The sequence below is a fragment of the Adhaeribacter terrigena genome (genome assembly GCF_016623615.1).
Taxonomy (GTDB): domain Bacteria; phylum Bacteroidota; class Bacteroidia; order Cytophagales; family Hymenobacteraceae; genus Adhaeribacter_A; species Adhaeribacter_A terrigena.
In genome coordinates, this window is sequence record NZ_JAEHFX010000009.1 from 167,022 (window position 1) to 186,994 (window position 19,973).

A 19,973-nucleotide genomic window follows, 5' to 3' on the forward strand; every position below is an offset into this window, starting at 1 on the left:
TTAGCCCATTAATAAAATGAATCATCCTGTTAAAATTAAGTCCGCGCTGGTTTCGGTTTATTACAAAGACAAACTCGAGCCACTTATTCAGTTTCTGAAAGCGCAGGGCGTGCAATTCTATTCTACCGGCGGCACCCAAACGTTCCTGGAAGAACAAGGCGCCAGCGTAACGGCCGTAGAAGACCTGACCGATTATCCGGCTATTTTTGGTGGTCGCGTAAAAACCCTGCACCCGAAAGTGTTCGGCGGCATCTTGCACCGTCGCGATAATGATTCCGATAAAGGCGAAGTTTCTAAATACGAAATTCCAACGTTTGATCTGGTGATTGTAGACCTGTATCCGTTCGAGGAAACCGTAGCTTCCGACGCTGCTGAACAGGATATCATCGAAAAAATTGACATCGGCGGTATTTCCCTGATCCGCGCGGCAGCCAAGAATTTTAACGACGTGGTGATTCTTTCTTCCAAAGACCAGTATTCCGAATTGCTAGGAATTCTGGAAAAACAAAACGGCGAAACCAGCCTGGAAGACCGGAAAAAATTTGCGGCTCAGGCCTTCAATACTTCTTCGCACTACGATACCCACATTTTTAACTACCTGAACGGCGCGGCTGCCAACGAACCGGCCTTCAAACAAAGCATCAAGCAAGCTACCCCGTTGCGTTACGGCGAAAACCCGCACCAAAGCGCTACGTTCTTCGGCGATCTGGAAGCCCTTTTTGAGCAACTGAACGGCAAACAATTATCCTACAACAACCTCGTGGACGTAGATGCCGCCGTAGCTATTATGGCTGAATTTACCGATAAACCGGCTTTCGCGATCCTGAAACACACCAATGCCTGCGGCGTAGCGGTAGCTGATTCACCAAAACAAGCTTACCTGAATGCGCTTTCGTGCGACCCGGTTTCGGCTTTTGGGGGCGTGATCATCTCCAACAAAGCTATTGACTTAGAAACGGCGGAAGAACTGAACAAGCTTTTCTTCGAAGTGCTGATCGCGCCGGAATTTGCGGCTGATGCGCTGGAAGTTTTGAAAAGCAAAAAGAACAGAATTCTATTGAAACAGAATGAGGTTGAGCTTTCCAAGAAACAATTCAAAACCTTGCTGAACGGCGTAATTGAGCAGGATAAAGACCTGAAAACCGAAACCGAAGCCGATTTCAAACCGGTAACCGAACGCCAGGCAACGGATGCTGAGAAACGCGCCTTGGTTTTCGCCGCAAAAGTTTGTAAGCACACCAAATCGAACACCATTGTACTGGCGAAAGAAAATCAGCTGTTGGCCAGCGGCGTGGGTCAGACTTCCCGCGTAGATGCCCTGCGCCAGGCCATTGAAAAAGCCAAAAGCTTCGGCTTCGATCTGAACGGCGCGGTAATGGCTTCCGATGCCTTCTTCCCCTTTCCGGATTGCGTGGAAATTGCGGATCAGGCCGGAATCGTAGCGGTAGTGCAGCCGGGCGGTTCTATTAAAGACCAGGATTCTATCGATTACTGCAACGCTCACAACATGGCCATGGTCATGACCGGCGTTCGCCACTTCAAACATTAAGATAACAGGAATTGTTTTATTTAAACCTCACCGGTCTTGAAGATCGGTGAGGTTTTTTGTTTTAAAACGCTATGGTTTTGGCCGGAAAAAGTCGAAGGCCGTTCTTTACTTTTTTAGTTGCTAGGCATACCGTTTTATTAGTTGTATCTTTCAGGAAATGAATAAATTATAGTAATATTTCGTTCGCGGCATTAAATTTGTTGGCCCCGTTTCCGCTTTGGCTGAAGCTTCCGGTTGTTTCGGATGCCGTTAACAAAAGATGGTGTGAGTTGGGTTTAAATTAGCCCTGCGATATTTCCTTTAATTTGTTTAATTTCGCGTTCGGATAAGTGCGGAGAATCGGTTCTATGCCGGAGCAGCCACTTTTAAAAACCACATTAAATGGGATTATTTAGTTTTCTTACCAGCGATATAGCCATTGATTTGGGTACGGCCAATACCCTGATCATTCATAACGATAAAATTGTTGTCGACGAGCCATCGATCATTGCCGTAGACCGCACCACCAATAAAGTGCTCGCCATCGGCCGTCAGGCCATGCAGATGCACGAAAAAACGCACGATAACATTAAAACCATCCGTCCGCTGAAAGATGGGGTAATTGCCGATTTCCACGCCGCCGAACACATGATCCGCGGCATGATCAAGATGATTGATACCGGCAGCCGTTTGTTTCAGCCTTCGCACCGCATGGTGGTTTGCATTCCGAGCGGCATTACCGAAGTGGAAAAACGCGCGGTTCGTGACTCTGCCGAACACGCCGGCGCCAAAGAGGTCTGGATGATCCAGGAGCCGATGGCCGCCGCGATTGGTATCGGTATTGACGTGGAACAACCCATTGGTTCCATGATCGTGGATATCGGGGGCGGAACGACGGAAATTGCGGTAATTGCCTTATCGGGCATTGTTTGCGATCAGTCGATCCGCGTAGCCGGCGATGTGTTCAACAAAGATATTCTGGACCACATGCGCCGCCAGCACAATTTATTGATCGGCGAGCGTTCGGCCGAAAAAATTAAAATTGAAGTTGGTGCAGCTATTACCGACCTCGAAAATCCTCCGGCCGACTACGAGATCCGCGGGCGTGACTTAATGACCGGTATTCCGAAAGTGATAAAAGTTACCTACCAGGAAATCGCCATTGCTTTGGATAAATCGGTTTCTAAGATCGAAGAAGCCGTACTGAAAGCCCTGGAAATTGCCCCACCGGAACTTTCGGCTGATATTTACGACAACGGTATTCACCTGACAGGTGGCGGTGCCTTGCTGCGCGGTTTCGATAAGCGCCTTTCCGCCAAAACCAAACTGCCGATCCACATTGCGGAAGATCCGTTGCGCGCGGTGGTGCGTGGTACGGGTACGGCCATTAAGAATATCGAAGGTTTCAGAAGCGTACTGCTGAACTAAGCGGCTTTAAATGCGGAATTTAATCCAGTTTATATACCGGTTCCGGGCTTTTCTGGTATTTCTGATCCTTGAGGCTGCGAGTATTTATTTGTTGGTGCAGAATAATTCGTACCAGAACGCGGCTTTTTATAATTCAGCGAATACCTACGTAGGCAAAGTGCTGGAAATGCAAAGCAACGTAACCGATTATTTCCGCTTAATTACGGTAAACGAATCTTTGGTGAAGGAAAACGCGCATTTGAAAGAAGCGCTTTTCCGCGAACGCAAAATTGCCGGCGATACCCTGCTGACCCGCATCGATAGTGTGATGACGCTGCGCGATACGTTGAACCGTCCGTTACCGGTACCATTCACCTTTACCGGGGCGAAGGTGATCAACAATTCGGTAAGACGCACCAATAACTACTTTACGCTGAACATTGGCAGTTTGCAGGGCGTTCAGCCGGGCATGGGCGTGGTGGCACCGGAAGGCGTAGCCGGGCGCGTAAAAGCGGTTTCTGCCAATTATGCTACGGTAACTTCGCTGCTGCATTCGCAAACCTTAATTTCCGGCAAGCTTACCCGCGACGGTACGTTTGGCACCGTGAAATGGGAAAGCGGCGATGATGCGCATACAGCTACTTTAAATTATATTCCACTGCACGTGAAAGTATTTAAAGGCGATACGGTGGTTTCTTCGGGTTACAACGCGTTGTTTCCGGAGGGCATCATGATCGGGAAAGTGCTTTCGGTTAAAAAAGAAGCCGATAAAAGTTTCTTTACCATTAAAGTTAGGCTGGCGGTAGATTTTACCAAGCTAGGTTTTGTGTACGTGGTGAAGAATCTGGACCAGGCCGAACGCGACTCGCTGGAATTACCGCTGCTCAAGAAAGGAGAAGAAGATGAATAAGCTGGGGCTAAGCCATCTGGTGCAGTTTTTTATTTTTATTGCCCTTCAGGTGTTTCTGGTAAAGTACCTGGTGCTCTTCGATACGGGTTTCTGCTATATTTACATAGCGTTTTTGCTATTTCTGCCCATTCAGCTGCCGCCGGTCATTTTACTACTCATGGGTTTTACCACCGGCATAACCGTAGATACTTTTTACGATACGGCGGGAATTCATGCGGGGGCTTGTGTGTTATTAGCGTATGTGCGGCCTTTTGTGCTGCGCTTTTTAACCCCACGAGACGAATACGACGCCAACGACTCGGTAAATGTGAGACTGATGGGATGGGGGTGGTTTGTAACTTATACGCTCGTTCTGATCTTCCTGCACCATTTGCTGCTCTTTTTCTTAGAACTGGGCGGCCTGAAAGTGGTAGGGTTTACGCTCTTAAAAGTACTGGTTAGTACGTTGTATACGTTTACGGTGGTGGTGATTGTGCAATTGTTATTTTTCTCTGCGCGCCGCGTGGCCCGATGAAGTACTTAGAAGACCGGAAATACGTTATCCAGGCCATTTTTATTATTGTGGCCACTATTTATGCCCTGAAGCTTTTTTACATTCAGGTAATCGACAATAAGTATAAGCTTGCTGCCGAAAACAATGCTATTCAGAAAAATATCCAGTACCCATTCCGGGGGCTGATCTACGACCGCGATGGCCGGCTGCTGGTGCAAAACATGCCGGTTTACGACCTGATGATCGTACCGAAAGAGGCAAAGAATCCCGATACGTTACATTTCTGCAAGGTTTTCAATATCCCGGTCGATGAATTCCGGGAGAAAATAAAAGCGGCCAAGGCCTATTCCTGGGTTAAACCGTCGCCGTTTTTAACCCGCCTTTCTACCCAGGAGTTTGCAGCTATTCAGGAATATCTCACCGACTTTCCGGGGTTTTTCATTAATGCGCGTACCGTGCGGGGTTATACGCACCAGAGTCTGGCGCACGCATTGGGTTATATCGGGGAAATTAGTCCGGCCAAGCTGGAGAAGCCCGAATATGCGGGTTATTTGCCCGGCGATTACTTAGGCATCAGCGGTATAGAATCGGAGTATGAAAAATACCTGATGGGCAAGCGCGGCGTGAAGTATAAAATGGTGAACGTGCGCGGCATCGACAAAGGCCCATTCCGCGACGGCGAATACGATACGCTTTCGGTAGCAGGCGAAAACCTGGTGAGCACCATAGACCTGGAACTGCAGCAGTACGGTGAGAAGCTGATGAAAGGCAAAATTGGTTCGGTAGTAGCTATTGAACCGGCTACCGGCGAAATCCTGGCTTACGTATCGGCGCCCGGCTACGATCCAAGCTTGCTTACGGGTAAAGAATTTGGAAGAAACTACACCAAACTGCAACGCGATTCCTTAAAAACGCTTTTCAACCGGCCCATCATGGCTACCTATCCACCGGGCTCGATCTTTAAACTGGTGCAGGCCTTAATTGCCATGCAGGACGGGATCATTACGCCCAATACCGGTTTCCCGTGTAATCAGAACCTGATAAAATGTTCGCACGGGCACGAAGCGCCAACCAATTTAAGAATTGCCATTAAGCACTCCTGCAACCCTTATTTCTACCAGGTTTTCCGGAACGAAATTAACCAGGGCAAATCGCGTAATATTTTTGTGGACAGCCGCATTGGCCTGGACCACTGGCGGGAACAGGTTTTATCGTTTGGTTTTGGCGATAAGCTGGGCATCGATCTTCCGAATGAGAAAAAAGGCATTATAGCTTCTACTAAACTCTACAATAAATACTACGGCGAAAACCGCTGGAAATTCTCGAACTTCTATTCGGTGAGCATCGGGCAGGGTGAGCTGGGAACTACGCCTTTGCAAATGGCTAATTTAATGGCCATTATGGCAAACCGGGGTTTTTATTATACGCCGCATATCATTCGTTCGGTAGGGGAAAACGGCAAGCCGCTGGCTAAATACTCTAAGAAACATTATACTTCGGTAGATCAGAAACACTTTGAACCCGTGATAGATGGGATGGAAGATGTGGTGGCCCGGGGTACGGGTAGCTTTGCCAAACTGGCGCATGTGGGCATTACGGTGCTGGGAAAAACCGGAACTTCAGAAAACCCGCACGGCGACGACCACGCAGTTTTTGTGGCTTTCGCGCCGCGTGAGAACCCCAAAATTGCCATTGCAGTTTACATCGAGAACGCCGGTTTCGGGGCAATTTCTTCGGCGCCGCTGGCTGGTCTGATGATCGAAAAATACCTGACCGATACGATTTCGGCACCGCGCAAGCGTTGGGAAGAATGGGTACTGGCCGGAAAATTCAAACCTAAAAAGAAACGCTAATGGCTCTGATTCGATCGTCAAAACTCCGGCAGAGCCTTGACTGGCCAACGGTGTTCATTTATTTTTTAATGGTTGGCTTAGGCTGGCTTAACGTGTATGCGGCGGTTTACAGCCCCGATAACGTGATCAATATTTTTAGCTGGGATATTAACTCCGGAAAACAGCTGGCCTGGATCGGTACGTCGGTAATTCTCATTATTGTAGTGCTGGTAATAGATTACAAAGCTTACGATTCGCTGGCCTACATTATTTATGGGGCCATGATCCTGCTGTTGCTGGCTACGCTCATTCTGGCTAACCCGATCAAAGGTTCGCGGTCGTGGCTGGAGCTGGGGGCGGTTCGTTTGCAACCTGCCGAGTTTGCCAAGTTTGCCACGGCGCTGGCGGTTTCCAAGTTTCTGAGCAGCGTGAATTTACGGCAGCAAAACTGGCAGGATCATGCCAAACTGGTTGCTTTAACGTTGCTTCCGCCTTTCATTATTTTGCTGCAAAACGAAACGGGCTCGGCGCTGGTTTTCGGGGCTTTTCTGCTGGCTTATTTCCGCGAAGGCATGTCGCCGCTGATCCTGATCGTGGGCACGGTGGCGGTGGCTTTGTTTATTTCCACGCTGCTATTCCCGAAACTTTACCTGGTAATTGTAATTACGGTGGGCCTAGGTTTATGGCTTTGGGCGAATCAGCGGATATTGATGCGGAAATGGCCCTTGATTTTAATGATCTATGGTGCGTCCATTGGCATGATCTTCAGCGTAGATTTTTTTGTGAATAATGTGTTGCAGGAGCACCAGCAAAACCGGATCAAAGCGCTGATCAGTCCGGAAGCAGACCCGCGAGGATTCGGCTGGAACGTAACGCAAAGTAAAATTGCCATTGGTTCGGGCGGCTTTATGGGCAAAGGTTTCCTGGAAGGCACGCAAACTAAATTCGATTTTGTGCCGGAGCAAAGCACCGACTTTATTTTCTGTACCATCGGCGAGGAGCATGGCTGGGTAGGGAGCGTAATTGTGATCGGTTTGTTTGTGCTCTTGCTTACCCGGATCGTAAAAATTGCCGAGCGCCAGAAATCGGTTTTTGGTAGAACGTATGGCTATTGCGTGGCTTCCATTATCTTCTTCCACTTCCTGGTAAACATTGGTATGACCATTGGCCTGGCGCCGGTGGTGGGTATTCCGCTGCCGTTTTTCAGCTACGGCGGTTCTTCGTTATGGTCGTTTACTACCTTGCTGTTCATATTGCTGGCTTTAGACGCGAACCGGAAACAGGATCTGACCCGTTAATACTTTTTTGCCCGTTTTGCCTACCGTTTTTGAATATTACTACCTCGGCGACCGCCAAACCGACCCAGCTTTGCGAAAAGCGAAGTGTAGCGCTATACGCAGGCCGGATGGAAAATGCATTCGGGGAAAGAATGGGAGTATGCTGGTAATGTTTGCCGATGGCCGGAGAATGGTGGTGGTAGGGAGGTTGTTGCGGAAATTAAAGGAATAAGTTTTATTAGTTTTTAAGCTTCTCACTTTTCTTTGTCATCCCGACGTCAGGAGAGATCTTATCCGATTGGTAGAAAGCTTGCTATTGAGTTTTTATGCCTAAAAGGGTACCGTTTTTATAGCTTGCTTTAGTTCTTAATTAATTCCTTTCAACTTTCAATTAAGCTCTCTCCCTCAAGCCGGGTGGCTTCGTTTCTGCGTTCGCGGCTGCAACCCTTCCTGCCCTTGCGGGCTGCCTCGTTCCTCGGCACCGGAAGTCTTGGAGGCCGCTCTCACAGAAACTGGTGTCAGTTCCCTTCGTAGCTCGCTTTCTTTTTAGTTTAGTTTCCTTCAATACGTGATTTTCGGGAGACGCTGCGCTGGCGATAGGCGTGAAATCTTGTTTGTTAAATCCTGATCAAAAAAAATGGTTTCCTGCTTTAGAAAACCATTTGTCTTAAATCTGGCAGTTATCGCTTTTGTTTATTCCGCTGCTGATTCGATTTTTTGATGTAAGCCATGTGTTTTTTGCGATCTTTTTCGCGGCTTTGGCGGAGTTTGGCGGTTTGTTTACTTAGCTTGCGGGGCTTCATTTTCAGGGTAGTCGCATTTTTGGAGTTTCCGTCGCGGTCGCGATCGCGGTCGGAAACATGGGCAGAGGCGGTAATACCGGCGGCGTTAACTACAATAATTAACACGTAAATTATCCAGCGTTTCATTTTATAGCTCCTTTCGTTTAGTTAAAAGATAGATTATAAGCTGCTGATTATGAATGGTAAATGCAGCAGCCTTGTATCTTGTAATTTACGATGGCAACGGCGCATTAGCTTTGTACTTTAGCGATAAGACTTTGGTGCCTTAAAAAGATAGCGTTTGTATTATATACATTTCAGGGCAAAAGAAAACCCGGCTCTGGAACTGAGCCGGGTTTTTTAGCTTAAAAGCATAGCGTTTTGGAGTTTTTTTCCTAAGCGAATTTGCGTTCTATCAGGCGAAGCAGTTTGTTCAGGTGTTCTTCTTTTTTAACCCAATTGTGTTTGGCTGCCAGGTCTTCCAGTAAAAAACGCTTCGCCGATTCGGCGTCGGGTTTGGCATCCAGGATCTGGATGGCTTCGTAGTATTCCAGGTTTTCGCCGTTGAAGAGCTCGTTTATGAAGGAAAACCGCTGGTTAATGGAAATCGATTCCTTCAGGGTTTCTATTTTACGGGTGTCTTTTTCGGCTAAATTCGGCGCTTCGGGTTTCTTCAGCGTTTCGTTTAGGGTTGGCTTTTCGGTTTTGAATTTCTCGTAAAGCTTTACGTCTGGCTGGTCGGCGGGCGCAGGCGTGGCCGTGGTTACCGCAGGCATACTGGCAGCCGGCGCCGGTACAGGCTGCGCAACCGGTTGCGCGGTTTCTGTTGGTTCCGGTTTTGGAAAGGAGGCCGGGCCGGTTGGGCCGGATGCCGGAACTGCAGCTTTTTCAAAAACGGCATTGGTATCTGCCGCCGGAATATTATACATGGGGCCGGAAGCAGGTTCCGGAGCGGTATTAAACGTTGTTTTTTCCGGAGCCGGGCTGGCCGGGGTAAATACCGGAGCGGCGGCTTTTTCCAGGATATCCTGTTTCGAGATCGGAAGCAAAGGATTTAATTGTTCCAGCAAGGCTTCCACAGGAGCAAGGTCGCGGTAATGTGCCTGCGAGTAAAGCCGGAACTTCTGCAGTACGGCAGTTTTATCTAAGGTTTGCGGCGGCAGGCTTTGCAGAAATTCGCTGAAATGGGTTTTGTTCAGGTCCAGGTATTTGAGGTGTTCCTGTAATTTGGCCGGCGTAACTTCTTCCTGCACCTGCAAAAACTTTTCGTCGAAACTTGTGGCCGGTTGCAGCACCAAGGTAAAAGCATCCAGAATGGCTTTCTGCAAAAGCGGCTCGAAGTGCGGGCGACGGATGAGGATCTTACGCGAAAGCACGTTCATGAATTGCTTCAGGCCTGCTTTTACTTCTTCGTCTTCGAAATCGAAATACGGGCTTTTCAGGTTAGCCATTTCGCGGTTCCAGCTAATGAGCAGCTCTTTTATCACGAAAAGGTTAATTTGCTTAACCGGCGAAAACGTGATGAGTTGCTGGCCGTTGATGGTTTCGTGGTTGGCGAAATACCGGTCGCAAAGAAGTTTTGCGAGGTTGCGGCTGTACTGTTCCAGGCTTAATGTATTATATTTGTCTTCCATTACGATAGCTTCTGCGGGTAAAGATAAAAAAATATGGCAAATTTCACGGTGCAAAACCTGGCTAACCTGCGGGTAAACGTAAGCCCGGGCCAAACGGTTTTGCGCGCCATTCAGGCTACCGGTACTGACTGGATGCATGCCTGCGGCGCCAAAGGCCGCTGCACCACCTGCCGCATGCAGGTTTTGAGTGGTATGCAGAACCTGAGCCCCGAAACGGCCGCCGAACTGAAATACCGCGAAGCCGGCCGCCTGCAACCAAACGAACGCCTGACCTGCCAGTGTACCGTGCTGCAGGGCGAAGTTACCGTAAAGGTACCAAAACCGGTACAATTGCCGCACCAGCGGTATGAATGATTTGAAGATTTGGAAATTTGAAGATTTGAATATGAAAGGAAAAACCGGCCGGAAAGTCACGCTTCAAATTCTCATAGATTCCTTTTTAGAGCAGGTTATTGCGTTCCTGCTTTCAAAAGCCTTCACTGGCATCTTCAAATCCTCAAATTTCCAAATCTTCAAATTTAAACCATGTTCATAGAACCCCGCGTGGGCAATTCCACGCACATTCACCGCCGCGGCTGGATAGAAGTGATCTGCGGGTCCATGTTTTCGGGGAAGACCGAAGAGTTGATCCGGAGGCTGAACCGCGCCAAAATTGCGAAGCAGCAGGTCGAGATCTTTAAACCGGCGATCGATACGCGTTACCATGTGGAAGATGTGGTTTCACATAATGCCAATGCCATTCGTTCTACGCCGGTGAGTTTTGCGCACGACATGTTGCTTTTGGGCAGCAGTTGCGACGTGGTTGGCATAGACGAAGCCCAGTTTTTTGATGAAGCGCTGGTGGATGTGTGCGTGCAACTGGCTAATAACGGCATACGGGTAATAGTGGCCGGCCTGGATATGGATTATTTAGGCAAACCTTTCGGGCCGATGCCGGCTTTAATGGGCGTGGCCGAATACGTTACCAAAGTACACGCCGTTTGCATGCAGTGCGGCGATATTGCTTCTTATTCGTTCCGGAACGCGGCTTCGGCGCAGAAAATACTTTTAGGCGAAACTGACAGCTACGAAGCCCGCTGCCGCCATTGTTTCCTGGAAGGCATGAAGGGGAAATTGTGAGTTTTTGCGGGTAAAATGCTACCGTTTTGAGATTAAATTTCTGAACTTTAAAAAGCCGCTCCAAAATTTTTTCGGAGCGGCTTTTTAGTTTTTATGAGATTTAAAAGAAATGTTATTTGGTAACCATAATTTTCTCCTTTTTAGAGAAATCTGGGGTAGTTACATTTACCATATACATGCCAGCGCTTAAATCTTGTATATCTAAAGTAGACATATTGCTAATCGTGGCGTTACGAACGAGGCGGCCTTGTAGATCAGTAATTTCAACCTGAGCTTCGTTGTAATTGGCTGGAAGTTTTATTTTTAATTCCCCAGCTATAACTGGGTTTGGATAAATAACCGTTTCTTTATCATCAGAACTTGTTTGTGCCAGACGACTACCAGATGGCGGCGGACAGCCATTTGTGGTCGTTATTATCATTTTAGTTTGATAAAAGAAATTGTAGAAACGGGCACCTCCCCATTCTTTTGTAATTACTTTGAGTATAAGTTCATAAGATTTAAAAGGGGTAGTTGGAAATGTATAAGTGACAGTTGGTGCCGTTCCTGTTAATACAATTGCCCCGGTTGAAGCGTCTTTTAACTCCCAATTATATTCAATATCCCAACTATTTATTGAAGTAATAACCGGTGCTGAGTAAGTAATGGTGCGTTGAACCGTACCACCTGAACAACCACCATTTGCTACAAGGGGTGCTGTTTTTCCATGAATTGTTCCGCCAAATTTATAATCCCAGTAGTCTACCTGGCGTGGAAGGCGGTGAACAGGATAATTAAAAGGGCTAGTAGTTAGTGCTTGAGCTTTATATTTTTGAAGATCACCCCAGCTTCCAGTTTGAGTTGAAGATTCAGGCAAATAGCTTACAAATTGAAAGTTTGGGTTTGCTACATCTGCATAAACCATAGCCAACGTTTTGTTGTAATCTATTTCAAGCTGTGATTGTGCACAGTTTCTAGAAGAACCGCTAAATCTTCCTCCTATTGGAGTTACAGCTCCTGTTCCACTTATTTTGAATAGGCCATCGTTATTGCTGCTTCCTGAACCGGCCGTTACGTATAATCGCGTATTTACGCCTGCTGCCGGATTATAATTTGGGTTAAATTCAATGCCATTTACTTTTTGAGCGCTTATGACGCTTGAAATGGGAATGGAATTATGTACCCTATTAGTAAGGTCAATAGTATAAACAGTTGCCGTTGGGGTACCGCCAGAATAGGTGTTATCATCGGCCCAAGCTAATAAATTGCCATCCGGAGAAATTTCTAATTCACTGGTAGCGAAATTAGATCCATTTACTACTACACCACCTTGGATTGCAAGTGGAGCACAGATACGGGTAGGGTAATAAAATTGTCCGCCGGCAGTGCTTGCATTATGAAGATTATTATCATGAGCATAGAGGTGGTCTAAGGTAAATTTGTAAATACCAATATTTTCCACTGCAACGTAGAGCTTTTGCCTTTCGCCTCCGGCCGGAATTTTTTCTATCGCAATTGCGCCTTTAGGTCCCCAACCAGCTGCCATACTAAATCTGATATCTCCATTCTGATCTTTAGGATAATAAGGACCATTAATTTTTTTTGTAGATGTATCGATAATAAAATAAACCAGCATGCCATTTGCACCATTTGAAGCAGCTGTTCTTATGTAAGTAAAAAGAAAAAACTCGTTTGTGGTTCGTTCGCGGGGAATGACTGTAAATTCAGGCTCATCTCCTGGGAAAATTAGGTCAGTGCCATTTAGTCCATCAAAAAGGTTTCTTTGTGAGGAATTTCTTGTAAATGAATATGTGTCCCACCCATTGGGGTAAGTGTTTGCAGACCAGACTTTTATTTCGGAAGATTTAGGATTAGCAGTGGTTTCTCTGCCAATAAGAAAGGCAGGAATTTCTTGATCGCTATATCTAAAATTTGAGGGCAGGTAAAGGTCGTAAGCTTGTCGGTTATAATAGCTCCCGTATATCCGGTCGAAATTTAAGCGTTTCCCATCGGTCTTTATATATTCATCGCTGATTCGGTTTATGTAATAAGGTTCTTCCCGTTCCTGGGCTGATAAATAATAGTTGAAGGCAACATGTGTAAAATTACTATTTGTTGGATCAGGTACAGTTGGAGGCTGTGCCATAATCCATTGCGGGTTTTGGGCATAAACGTTTGCAGCATGAAAAATCATACAAATAAAAATGGCAAGCAGGCTTTTTAGCCTCACCGTCTGTGTTTTACAGGTCATAGTTTTTATAGCGTTAGTTTAAACAAAGCTACTTATTGACCTGTGTTTTAAAAGGAAACTTTACGTGTAAAAGAAACTATAACAAAAAAAAACATCAGGTTATATTATTCTTATTTTCAAGTTGCCGGTTGTGGCTATTCGATGTTCTTGCAAACAAAACTGCTGAAAATCATATAGCATTTGTAACATTTAAGTTTGCGTGATATTGAAATAAATTTTATAGCAGGCAACGGTTTAAGCGTTTAATCCGACTAAATTTAAGGTGGTTTAATGCTTTTAATTATGATGCCAATTTTATGCTATTTATTAAAATGCTTGCCTAAAACCGGCAAGCATTTCCTGAACTCCCTGCTGTTATTAACCTGCCTGCCTCTTTTTGCCCAAGAAAAGCAAGGGGCTAACTGGTTGTTTGGGGGTGGCCAAGGTAGTTCTGGAGTCCCAGGAGTTCATCTTGATTTTAGTGCTTCTAAGTTACAACCCCAGCCTTTTATAAATAACCATCCTGGTACAGTAGGGGTTGCCACCATAAGCGATAAAAATGGCGAATTGCTTTTTTTCAGCAGTATTGGAAATGTAGCAACCCGACAAAAAGTAAACAATAAATATCAGCAAATGCCCAATGGTGATATTTTTAAAGCAGGAATTTCATATATGGGTACTTATGCAGAATTAATCATGCAAAACCCGCAGGACAGGCAGCGCTATTATATATTTCTTAATACCTTTTTCGATGAATTACAGGTGGCGGAAATAGACATGCGGCTGAACAACAGCTTTGGCGATGTAGTGCCGAATTCCTTAAAGTTACTGAGCGCGCAGGTTGGCAGAGGCATGGCTGCTATGTTGCACCAAAACAAACGCGATTACTGGCTATTATCAATGAATTTTAGCGGGGACAGTTTGCTGGCATTCCCGGTCAATGCTAACGGCATCGGGGCACCAGTAGTTTCGGCAATCAATAAAAAACTTTGGGCGGGCGGCAGGCTTAAAAGCTCCCCCAACAGCGAATTGCTGGTAGTATCGGGCAAGCAAAGCGTAGAAATATTTGGCTTTAACCGACAAACGGGCAACGTATCGGCGCTTCACAGCTTAATTATACCTGATTCAGCTAAACAACAAGCTTTTTCCTTTTCCTTTTCCCCGAATAGCTCTAAATTATATGTCGGAACGATGAGTAAGGTTAGTTCAAATGCTTCATACGCGCTTTTGCAATATGACTTGGCAGCCGGAAATAGTCCGCAAATCCAACAATCAGTAACCACTATTTATCATCCTTCATTCATTGGCTTTGGTCAAATACAAATATGGGACATGCAACTTGCCATGGATGGTAAAATCTACGCGGTAAGAGAGGACTCCACCAATACGCCACCACCCTATTATCTGAGCCAGATCAGCTACCCGGATCAAAAAGGGATAGCTTGCGGTTTTAAGCTGAATACCATTCCTAGCACTGGTATTGTAACGAGCCTTCCGGCCTTAAACCAAACGCTTTTCCGCAACGCGGGAATCTTGCAGGCTCAGGCCAACCGTGATACCATTTGCTACGGCGATTCGGTGCAGCTTTCGGCTTACGGTGCCGGTGCAGAACGCTTCCGTTGGGATATTGCCGATGGCCTGACTTCGCCTAACGATACGCTGGCGAACCCGGTGGTTTGGCCTACTAAAACTACTACCTACCGAGTTATAGCTTCCTCTCCCTTCCGCGCCGATACGGCTTTTATAAAAGTGGTAGTGCGGGCGAATGCTGAAATGAAGATAAGCGGCCCAATGCAGGTTTATAGGTTTGCTGAAGAGCAGGAGTACCGGGTTTCCGGGCAAACTACCGGCAATTCCTTGCGCTGGCAAGTTTCCGGTGGGGAGATCATTTCCGGGCAAGGCACCAACCGCATCCGGGTAAACTGGGGCGAAACTGCTGCTGCTACTGTAACGGTATTGGAAACCAATGATGAAACCTGTGATTATGCAGCAACTTTAAAAGTAGCAGTTTCCGGTTCGCCACCGCCACTTTTCTATAACATCATCACGCCCAATGTAGACCATAAAAACGATGCTTTTGTGATCGGAAACCTGAAAAACTATGCCGAAAACGAACTGGTAATTTATAACCGCTGGGGCGTGGAAGTTTTCCGGAGCCGCAATTATAAAAACGACTGGCAGGCAGATAATTTAAGCAGCGGCACTTATTTTTACCGTTTTCAATCCGGCTTGCAAAGCTGGAAAGGCTGGCTCGAAGTGGCTAAATAGGGGAATTGTTTCATGGTTGAATTGCTAAATGGTTTTGAGTTTTTCAGGCTAAAACCATAGCGTTTTCCAGCAGCCAAACCTGGGAGGTTTAAGAAACCTCCCAGGTTTTTGTTTCCTTACGGATCTTCATGAATTTTCTAAATCGAAAACGCTACCGTTTTACCCTCAAAAAACTAATTGCCACGCCTTTTAAGGCTTATAGCACCAGCCCACCGGCTGTGCCATCGAAATTACCTGCTCCTGCAACCTGCATAAACAACATCCCGACTTTTTTGCGTAATTTCGATACCGTTTTAGGGCGTTTTCAGATTTGTGGCGGCGGCAGGCACTAAATGGTTTGCCAGGCCGTTAACAAAACGAAAACCCGGATTTTTAATATGAAGCACTTCGTACGTTTTTTATTCTTAGGTCTCTTCCTGCAGTTTGCTGCTTTCCCGGTGCGGGCGCAGTCGTCCGGCACGGGTATTGGCGATTGGCGCGTGTATGTGCCGAACCATAACGGCAAAATGGTGGTAGCAGCCGGCCCTAAAATTTACTGCGCTACCGAAAAAGGCCTTTTCTATTTCGATAAGGAATTCAACAGCCTCGAAACGCTGACTAAAGTAAACGGCCTGCACGACATGGGCATCAGTACCATGAATTTCGACAGCGTAACCAACACCCTGGTAATTGCTTACGAAAACACCAACCTCGACCTGATCCGCGGCGAAGAGATCATCAACATCAACGACATTCTGCGCAAATCGCTGCCCGGCGAAAAGCTTATTTATAATATTTACTTTAAAGATAAGCTGGCTTATTTATCATGCGCGTTCGGTTTGGTGGTACTCGATCTACAGAAACTTGAAATTAAAGACAGTTATATTCTGCGCAATACCGCCGGGGTTTCGCTGAAAATTTATGCCAGCACCATCCTGAATAACCAGCTTTTTATAGCCACTTCCGGCGGCATAATGCGGGCCGATAATTACCGCACTGTAAACCTGAACGACCGGAAAAACTGGAAAACTTACGGCACCGCCGATAGCCTGCCGGCCACAAGCCCGGATAATATACGCACGCTGGCCACCTTTAAAAATGCGGTTTACGCGGGCGTTAATAGTTATGGGGTTTATAAGTTAGAGAACGGAACCTGGAAAAAGACCAAGGCCGATACCTGGTTAGGTTCCATGATCAAACAATTGGTGCCCCGGCGCAGTGTATTGCTGGTCTGCACCGATTATAACGTTCGTTTTTTAAGTGAAAACAACGAAATTGTGGGCTACCTGGCCGATGGACTAATGAGTAAACCGCAGGCCGTTGCGCAGGATCGCAGCGGCGAATTCTGGGTAGCCGATATCAATAATGGGCTGGTGCGCACCGTCAACCAGTCGTATTCTAATCTTTTCCCTTCCGGCCCGGCCGATATCAGTACGTTCAAGATCCTGGCCGATGCCAGATCGGTTGTGGTGCTGGCGGGCGGTTACCGCGGGCCGGGGCAGCTTAGTTCCGGCCTGGGTTTTTACGAATTTAAGAACGGTACCTGGGAAAATTATAATTTCAACCGCTTTAAAGATCCCGCCAAGTATCCGGATATTCTGGATTTGAGTGCCGTGGTGCGCAACCCGGTAAACGGGAAATTATACATGGGCAGTTTTGGTTACGGTGTGCTGGAATGGAATGGGCCGGGCGATTTTAAAGTGCTGGGTGCAGATGTATTAAGCAGTTCCATAGCGGTTGGCAGCCCGGATTATGCCAAATACCTGCGCGTTTCAGGCCTTGCTGCCGATCCGGAAGGCAATATCTGGGTAACCAACCCATCCGATTTTTCGGGTTTGCCCGGTTTGCACATGCTGCGCCCCGACGGCACTTGGCGCACGTTCAGTTTGCAGAATACTTCCGAAGGCACGAGTTTTGGGACTTCCAATACCTTTGAAAAGATCGTGATAGACGACAGCGGGTATAAATGGATCAATATCCGGCCACGAAATGGCAACGGCCTGGTGATTTACGATGACGTGAACGACCGCTTCCGGTTCCTGAATAAAAGTACGACCGGCGGGAACCTGCCGGGTAACGAGGTACATAGCATGGCCAAAGACATGGACGGCGATATCTGGGTGGGAACGGAAAATGGCATCGGGGTTTTTTACGATCCGGAACTGGCTTTTTCTTCTTCCAAGAATATCTCGGCTTCGGTGCCGGTTTTTGGCAACCGGGCTTTGCTGGAAGAGCAGGTTGTGACGGTAATTACTGTAGACGGTGCAAACCGCAAATGGGTAGGAACCGAAAACGGCGTATGGCTTTTCAACGAAGACGCCGACAAGGTTATTCTGAATTTCACTACTGCCAACAGCCCGCTACCTTCCAATAAAATAACCGATATTGCCGTAAACCACGCCACCGGCGACGTTTATATCGGCACAGAAGCGGGACTGGCTTCTTACCGCGCAGGCGCTACCATTACTTCCGAAACTCCGGATTGCGCCAACGTTTTCCCCAATCCGGTGCGGCCCGGTTTTGCCGGCCAAATTGCAATTTCGGGTATTGCTAATAACGCCACTGTAAAAATTACCGATGTAACCGGCAACCTGGTTTTCGAAACCAAAGCCCTGGGTGGAACGGCTATCTGGAACGGCCGCGACATTAACGGCCAGCACGTAAGATCGGGCGTTTACCTGGTTTTAAGCAGTAACCCCGAAGGCGGTGAAACCTGCGTGAGCAAAGTAGCCGTACTGGAATAGATGTTAGTAAAGACCCGCGGCATTGTCCTGAATTTTATCCGTTACCGGGAAACGTCTATTATCGTGCGCATTTATACCGAGCAGTTGGGTTTGCAGACCTACATCGTAAACAGCGTGCGCAAGAAAGGCCCCGGAACCCGCATCGCGCTTTTTCAGCCGCTAATGCTGCTCGAAATGGTGGTTTACCAGTCGGGGAGTGGCGGCATTACCCGCATTTCTGAATACAAATGCGCGCATCCGTTCCATACGCTGCATTACGATATCCGCAAAAGCAGCGTGGCGCTGTTCCTTTCCGAAATTATTTCGGCTTCAGTGAAGGAAGAAGAGGAAAATTTACCCTTGTTCAAATTCCTGTACCAATCCATTGTAGCCCTCGATAACCTGGAAACCGGGTTTGAGAATTTTCACCTGGCGTTTTTAATGCAATTGGCGCACTATTTAGGCTTTGGAGCACATAACGCGGCCGAAATCACGAACCAGGTTGCTTTTGCTCCGCCTTCCGGACATGGGTCGCAGCCTTCAGTTATGCATTTCCAGATGTTTGAAGGGATGCTGGATGAGTTAATGGAGCGTCCGCAGGAAGCGTTGGTGCCCAATGGCAAAGTGCGGAAAGAGTTGCTGAATATCCTCATCCGGTTTTACCAGTTGCATGTAGACCGCTTAGGCGAAATAAAATCGCTGCATGTGCTTTCGGATGTGCTTTCAGATTAAAAACGGTATGCTTTAAACGCAAAAAAGTCGGGCTGCAAGTTGCAGGCCGACTTTTTTAATGCTTTTATATAGCGTTTTCTATTGCTTCACTTCCACCACTTTCATCCGGAAAATAAGGTCGGTATTGGGCGGAATGCGGTAGCCGTTATTTCCGGAATGCGGGTCGGGCACGCCGTGCGCGCCGTAAGCCAGGCGCGCCGGGATCATAACTTCTACTTCCTGGCCGGCGCGCATTAAAAGCAGCATTTCGTCCCAGCCGGCAATTACTTCGCCGGTTCCGGCTTTAAATTTTATGGGTTTCTGGCCTTCGGAAGTATCAAAAACCTTTCCGTTGGCAAACCGGCCGGTATAATGCACCAATACCCTTGCCCCCTGGCTTACCTGTGGGCCATTGCCCTTTTGTAAAACTGTGTAACGTAAGCCCGATGCTGTTTGCACCGTATCGGGGTTTGCATAGGCGAGAGTGGCGCTGAAAAACAAGCAGATTAACCAGGTGAAGTATTTCATAGAAGTTTTTTCTGAAAGTTAATTTACGATCTGCAGCACATTTATATCGAAGACCAGTACCGCATTGGGCGGAATAGAACCACTGCTGCCGCGGGGGCCATAAGCCTGGCCGGAAGGAATATAAAAGCGCATGGTTTCGCCTTCGGTCATCAATTGCAGGCCTTTGGTCCAGCCGGTTATTACGCCGGTTTTACCAACGGTTAGGGTAAACGGGGAATTTTTATCGTAAGAGCTGTCGAATTTGCTGCCATTCAGGAAACGGCCGATATAGTGCACTTTTACAGTATTGCCGTGCTTTACCTGGGCACCGGTTCCGGGTTGCAGGGTGGCGTAGTAAATGCCCGATTCGGTGCGTTTGGCCTGGCGCATGGTGCTGTCTCTGGCCATCCATTCCTTGATCAGAACTTCGTCATCGGCAGCCTGCTTTACCGGGTCGTGCACATTCAGGACTTCTTTCTGGCAAGCCGCAACCGAACAGATAAAGGCCAGCAAAAAAAGAGGTCTGAAAAGGAAAGCTTTCAGGGTGAAAATTGGGGTTTTAAATAATACAGACATAAACCGTTGGTAAGCTAA

Annotated in this window: 17 protein-coding genes; 12 read left to right on the forward strand and 5 right to left on the reverse strand. The window is 47.2% G+C overall.

From position 1 onward, the window contains the following. Positions 1-16: 16 nt before the first annotated feature. The 6 genes from purH (at position 17) to rodA (ending at position 7,468) form a co-directional block, all read left to right on the forward strand. Complete coding sequence (gene purH / locus I5M27_RS16100; protein WP_200507353.1) at positions 17-1,549, forward strand: bifunctional phosphoribosylaminoimidazolecarboxamide formyltransferase/IMP cyclohydrolase; 1,533 nt, start codon at positions 17-19, stop codon at positions 1,547-1,549. A 381-nt stretch (positions 1,550-1,930) separates the two neighbouring features. Then, positions 1,931-2,956: a rod shape-determining protein gene (locus I5M27_RS16105; RefSeq protein ID WP_200507354.1), complete on the forward strand. Its 1,026-nt coding sequence runs from the start codon at positions 1,931-1,933 to the stop codon at positions 2,954-2,956. Between the two features lie 10 nt (positions 2,957-2,966). Continuing rightward, positions 2,967-3,845 (forward strand): rod shape-determining protein MreC, encoded by an 879-nt coding sequence (gene mreC / locus I5M27_RS16110; protein ID WP_200507355.1) that lies wholly within the window; start codon positions 2,967-2,969, stop codon positions 3,843-3,845. Further along, positions 3,838-4,359 (forward strand): hypothetical protein, encoded by a 522-nt coding sequence (locus I5M27_RS16115; RefSeq protein WP_200507356.1) that lies wholly within the window; start codon positions 3,838-3,840, stop codon positions 4,357-4,359. Before mreC ends, I5M27_RS16115 begins: the two co-directional genes overlap by 8 nt. Next, complete coding sequence (gene mrdA, locus I5M27_RS16120; protein WP_200507357.1) at positions 4,356-6,191, forward strand: penicillin-binding protein 2; 1,836 nt, start codon at positions 4,356-4,358, stop codon at positions 6,189-6,191. Before I5M27_RS16115 ends, mrdA begins: the two co-directional genes overlap by 4 nt. Before the next feature lie 5 nt (positions 6,192-6,196). After that, positions 6,197-7,468 (forward strand): rod shape-determining protein RodA, encoded by a 1,272-nt coding sequence (gene rodA, locus I5M27_RS16125; RefSeq protein ID WP_394369093.1) that lies wholly within the window; start codon positions 6,197-6,199, stop codon positions 7,466-7,468. 659 nt (positions 7,469-8,127) lie between these two features. On the opposite strand, the gene I5M27_RS16130 is transcribed toward rodA, so the two are convergent. After that, positions 8,128-8,376: a hypothetical protein gene (locus I5M27_RS16130; RefSeq protein WP_200507359.1), complete on the reverse strand. Its 249-nt coding sequence runs from the start codon at positions 8,374-8,376 to the stop codon at positions 8,128-8,130. A 248-nt stretch (positions 8,377-8,624) separates the two neighbouring features. Next, the gene (locus I5M27_RS16135; protein WP_200507360.1) at positions 8,625-9,863 is read right to left on the reverse strand and encodes a hypothetical protein; all 1,239 of its coding nucleotides are present in this window, start codon (positions 9,861-9,863) and stop codon (positions 8,625-8,627) included. Between the two features lie 33 nt (positions 9,864-9,896). Between I5M27_RS16135 and I5M27_RS16140 the strand changes: the two genes are divergently transcribed. Together I5M27_RS16140 and I5M27_RS16145 are read left to right on the forward strand one after the other, a co-directional pair. Then, positions 9,897-10,217, forward strand: a complete 321-nt coding sequence (locus tag I5M27_RS16140) for a 2Fe-2S iron-sulfur cluster-binding protein (protein WP_200507361.1) — start codon at positions 9,897-9,899, stop codon at positions 10,215-10,217. Between the two features lie 171 nt (positions 10,218-10,388). Further along, positions 10,389-10,982: a thymidine kinase gene (locus tag I5M27_RS16145; RefSeq protein ID WP_200507362.1), complete on the forward strand. Its 594-nt coding sequence runs from the start codon at positions 10,389-10,391 to the stop codon at positions 10,980-10,982. 112 nt (positions 10,983-11,094) lie between these two features. Here I5M27_RS16145 and I5M27_RS16150 read toward each other — a convergent pair whose 3' ends face one another. Beyond that, entirely contained in the window at positions 11,095-13,212 is a 2,118-nt protein-coding gene (locus I5M27_RS16150) for a T9SS type A sorting domain-containing protein (RefSeq protein ID WP_200507363.1), read from the reverse strand. 675 nt (positions 13,213-13,887) lie between these two features. Here I5M27_RS16150 and I5M27_RS16155 point away from each other — a divergent pair. The 4 genes from I5M27_RS16155 to recO all read left to right on the forward strand — a co-directional run bounded on the left by I5M27_RS16155 (position 13,888) and on the right by recO (position 18,893). Continuing rightward, positions 13,888-15,459, forward strand: coding sequence for a T9SS type B sorting domain-containing protein (locus I5M27_RS16155; protein WP_200507364.1), 1,572 nt, complete (start codon positions 13,888-13,890; stop codon positions 15,457-15,459). A gap of 128 nt (positions 15,460-15,587) precedes the next feature. Then, positions 15,588-15,791 carry a hypothetical protein gene (locus I5M27_RS16160; protein ID WP_200507365.1) on the forward strand — a complete coding sequence of 68 codons (204 nt, stop codon included), beginning with the start codon at positions 15,588-15,590 and terminating at the stop codon, positions 15,789-15,791. Positions 15,792-15,836: 45 nt separating this feature from the next. Then, complete coding sequence (porZ, locus tag I5M27_RS16165) at positions 15,837-18,182, forward strand: type IX secretion system anionic LPS delivery protein PorZ (RefSeq protein ID WP_200507366.1); 2,346 nt, start codon at positions 15,837-15,839, stop codon at positions 18,180-18,182. Next, positions 18,183-18,893, forward strand: a complete 711-nt coding sequence (recO, locus tag I5M27_RS16170; protein WP_200507367.1) for a DNA repair protein RecO — start codon at positions 18,183-18,185, stop codon at positions 18,891-18,893. Between the two features lie 78 nt (positions 18,894-18,971). On the opposite strand, the gene I5M27_RS16175 is transcribed toward recO, so the two are convergent. Both I5M27_RS16175 and I5M27_RS16180 read right to left on the reverse strand, forming a co-directional pair. Next, the gene (locus tag I5M27_RS16175; RefSeq protein ID WP_200507368.1) at positions 18,972-19,400 is read right to left on the reverse strand and encodes an FKBP-type peptidyl-prolyl cis-trans isomerase; all 429 of its coding nucleotides are present in this window, start codon (positions 19,398-19,400) and stop codon (positions 18,972-18,974) included. 18 nt (positions 19,401-19,418) lie between these two features. Beyond that, on the reverse strand, positions 19,419-19,955 hold the full coding sequence (locus I5M27_RS16180; RefSeq protein WP_200507369.1) for an FKBP-type peptidyl-prolyl cis-trans isomerase: 537 nt from the start codon (positions 19,953-19,955) through the stop codon (positions 19,419-19,421). Between the last annotated feature and the right edge of the window lie 18 nt (positions 19,956-19,973).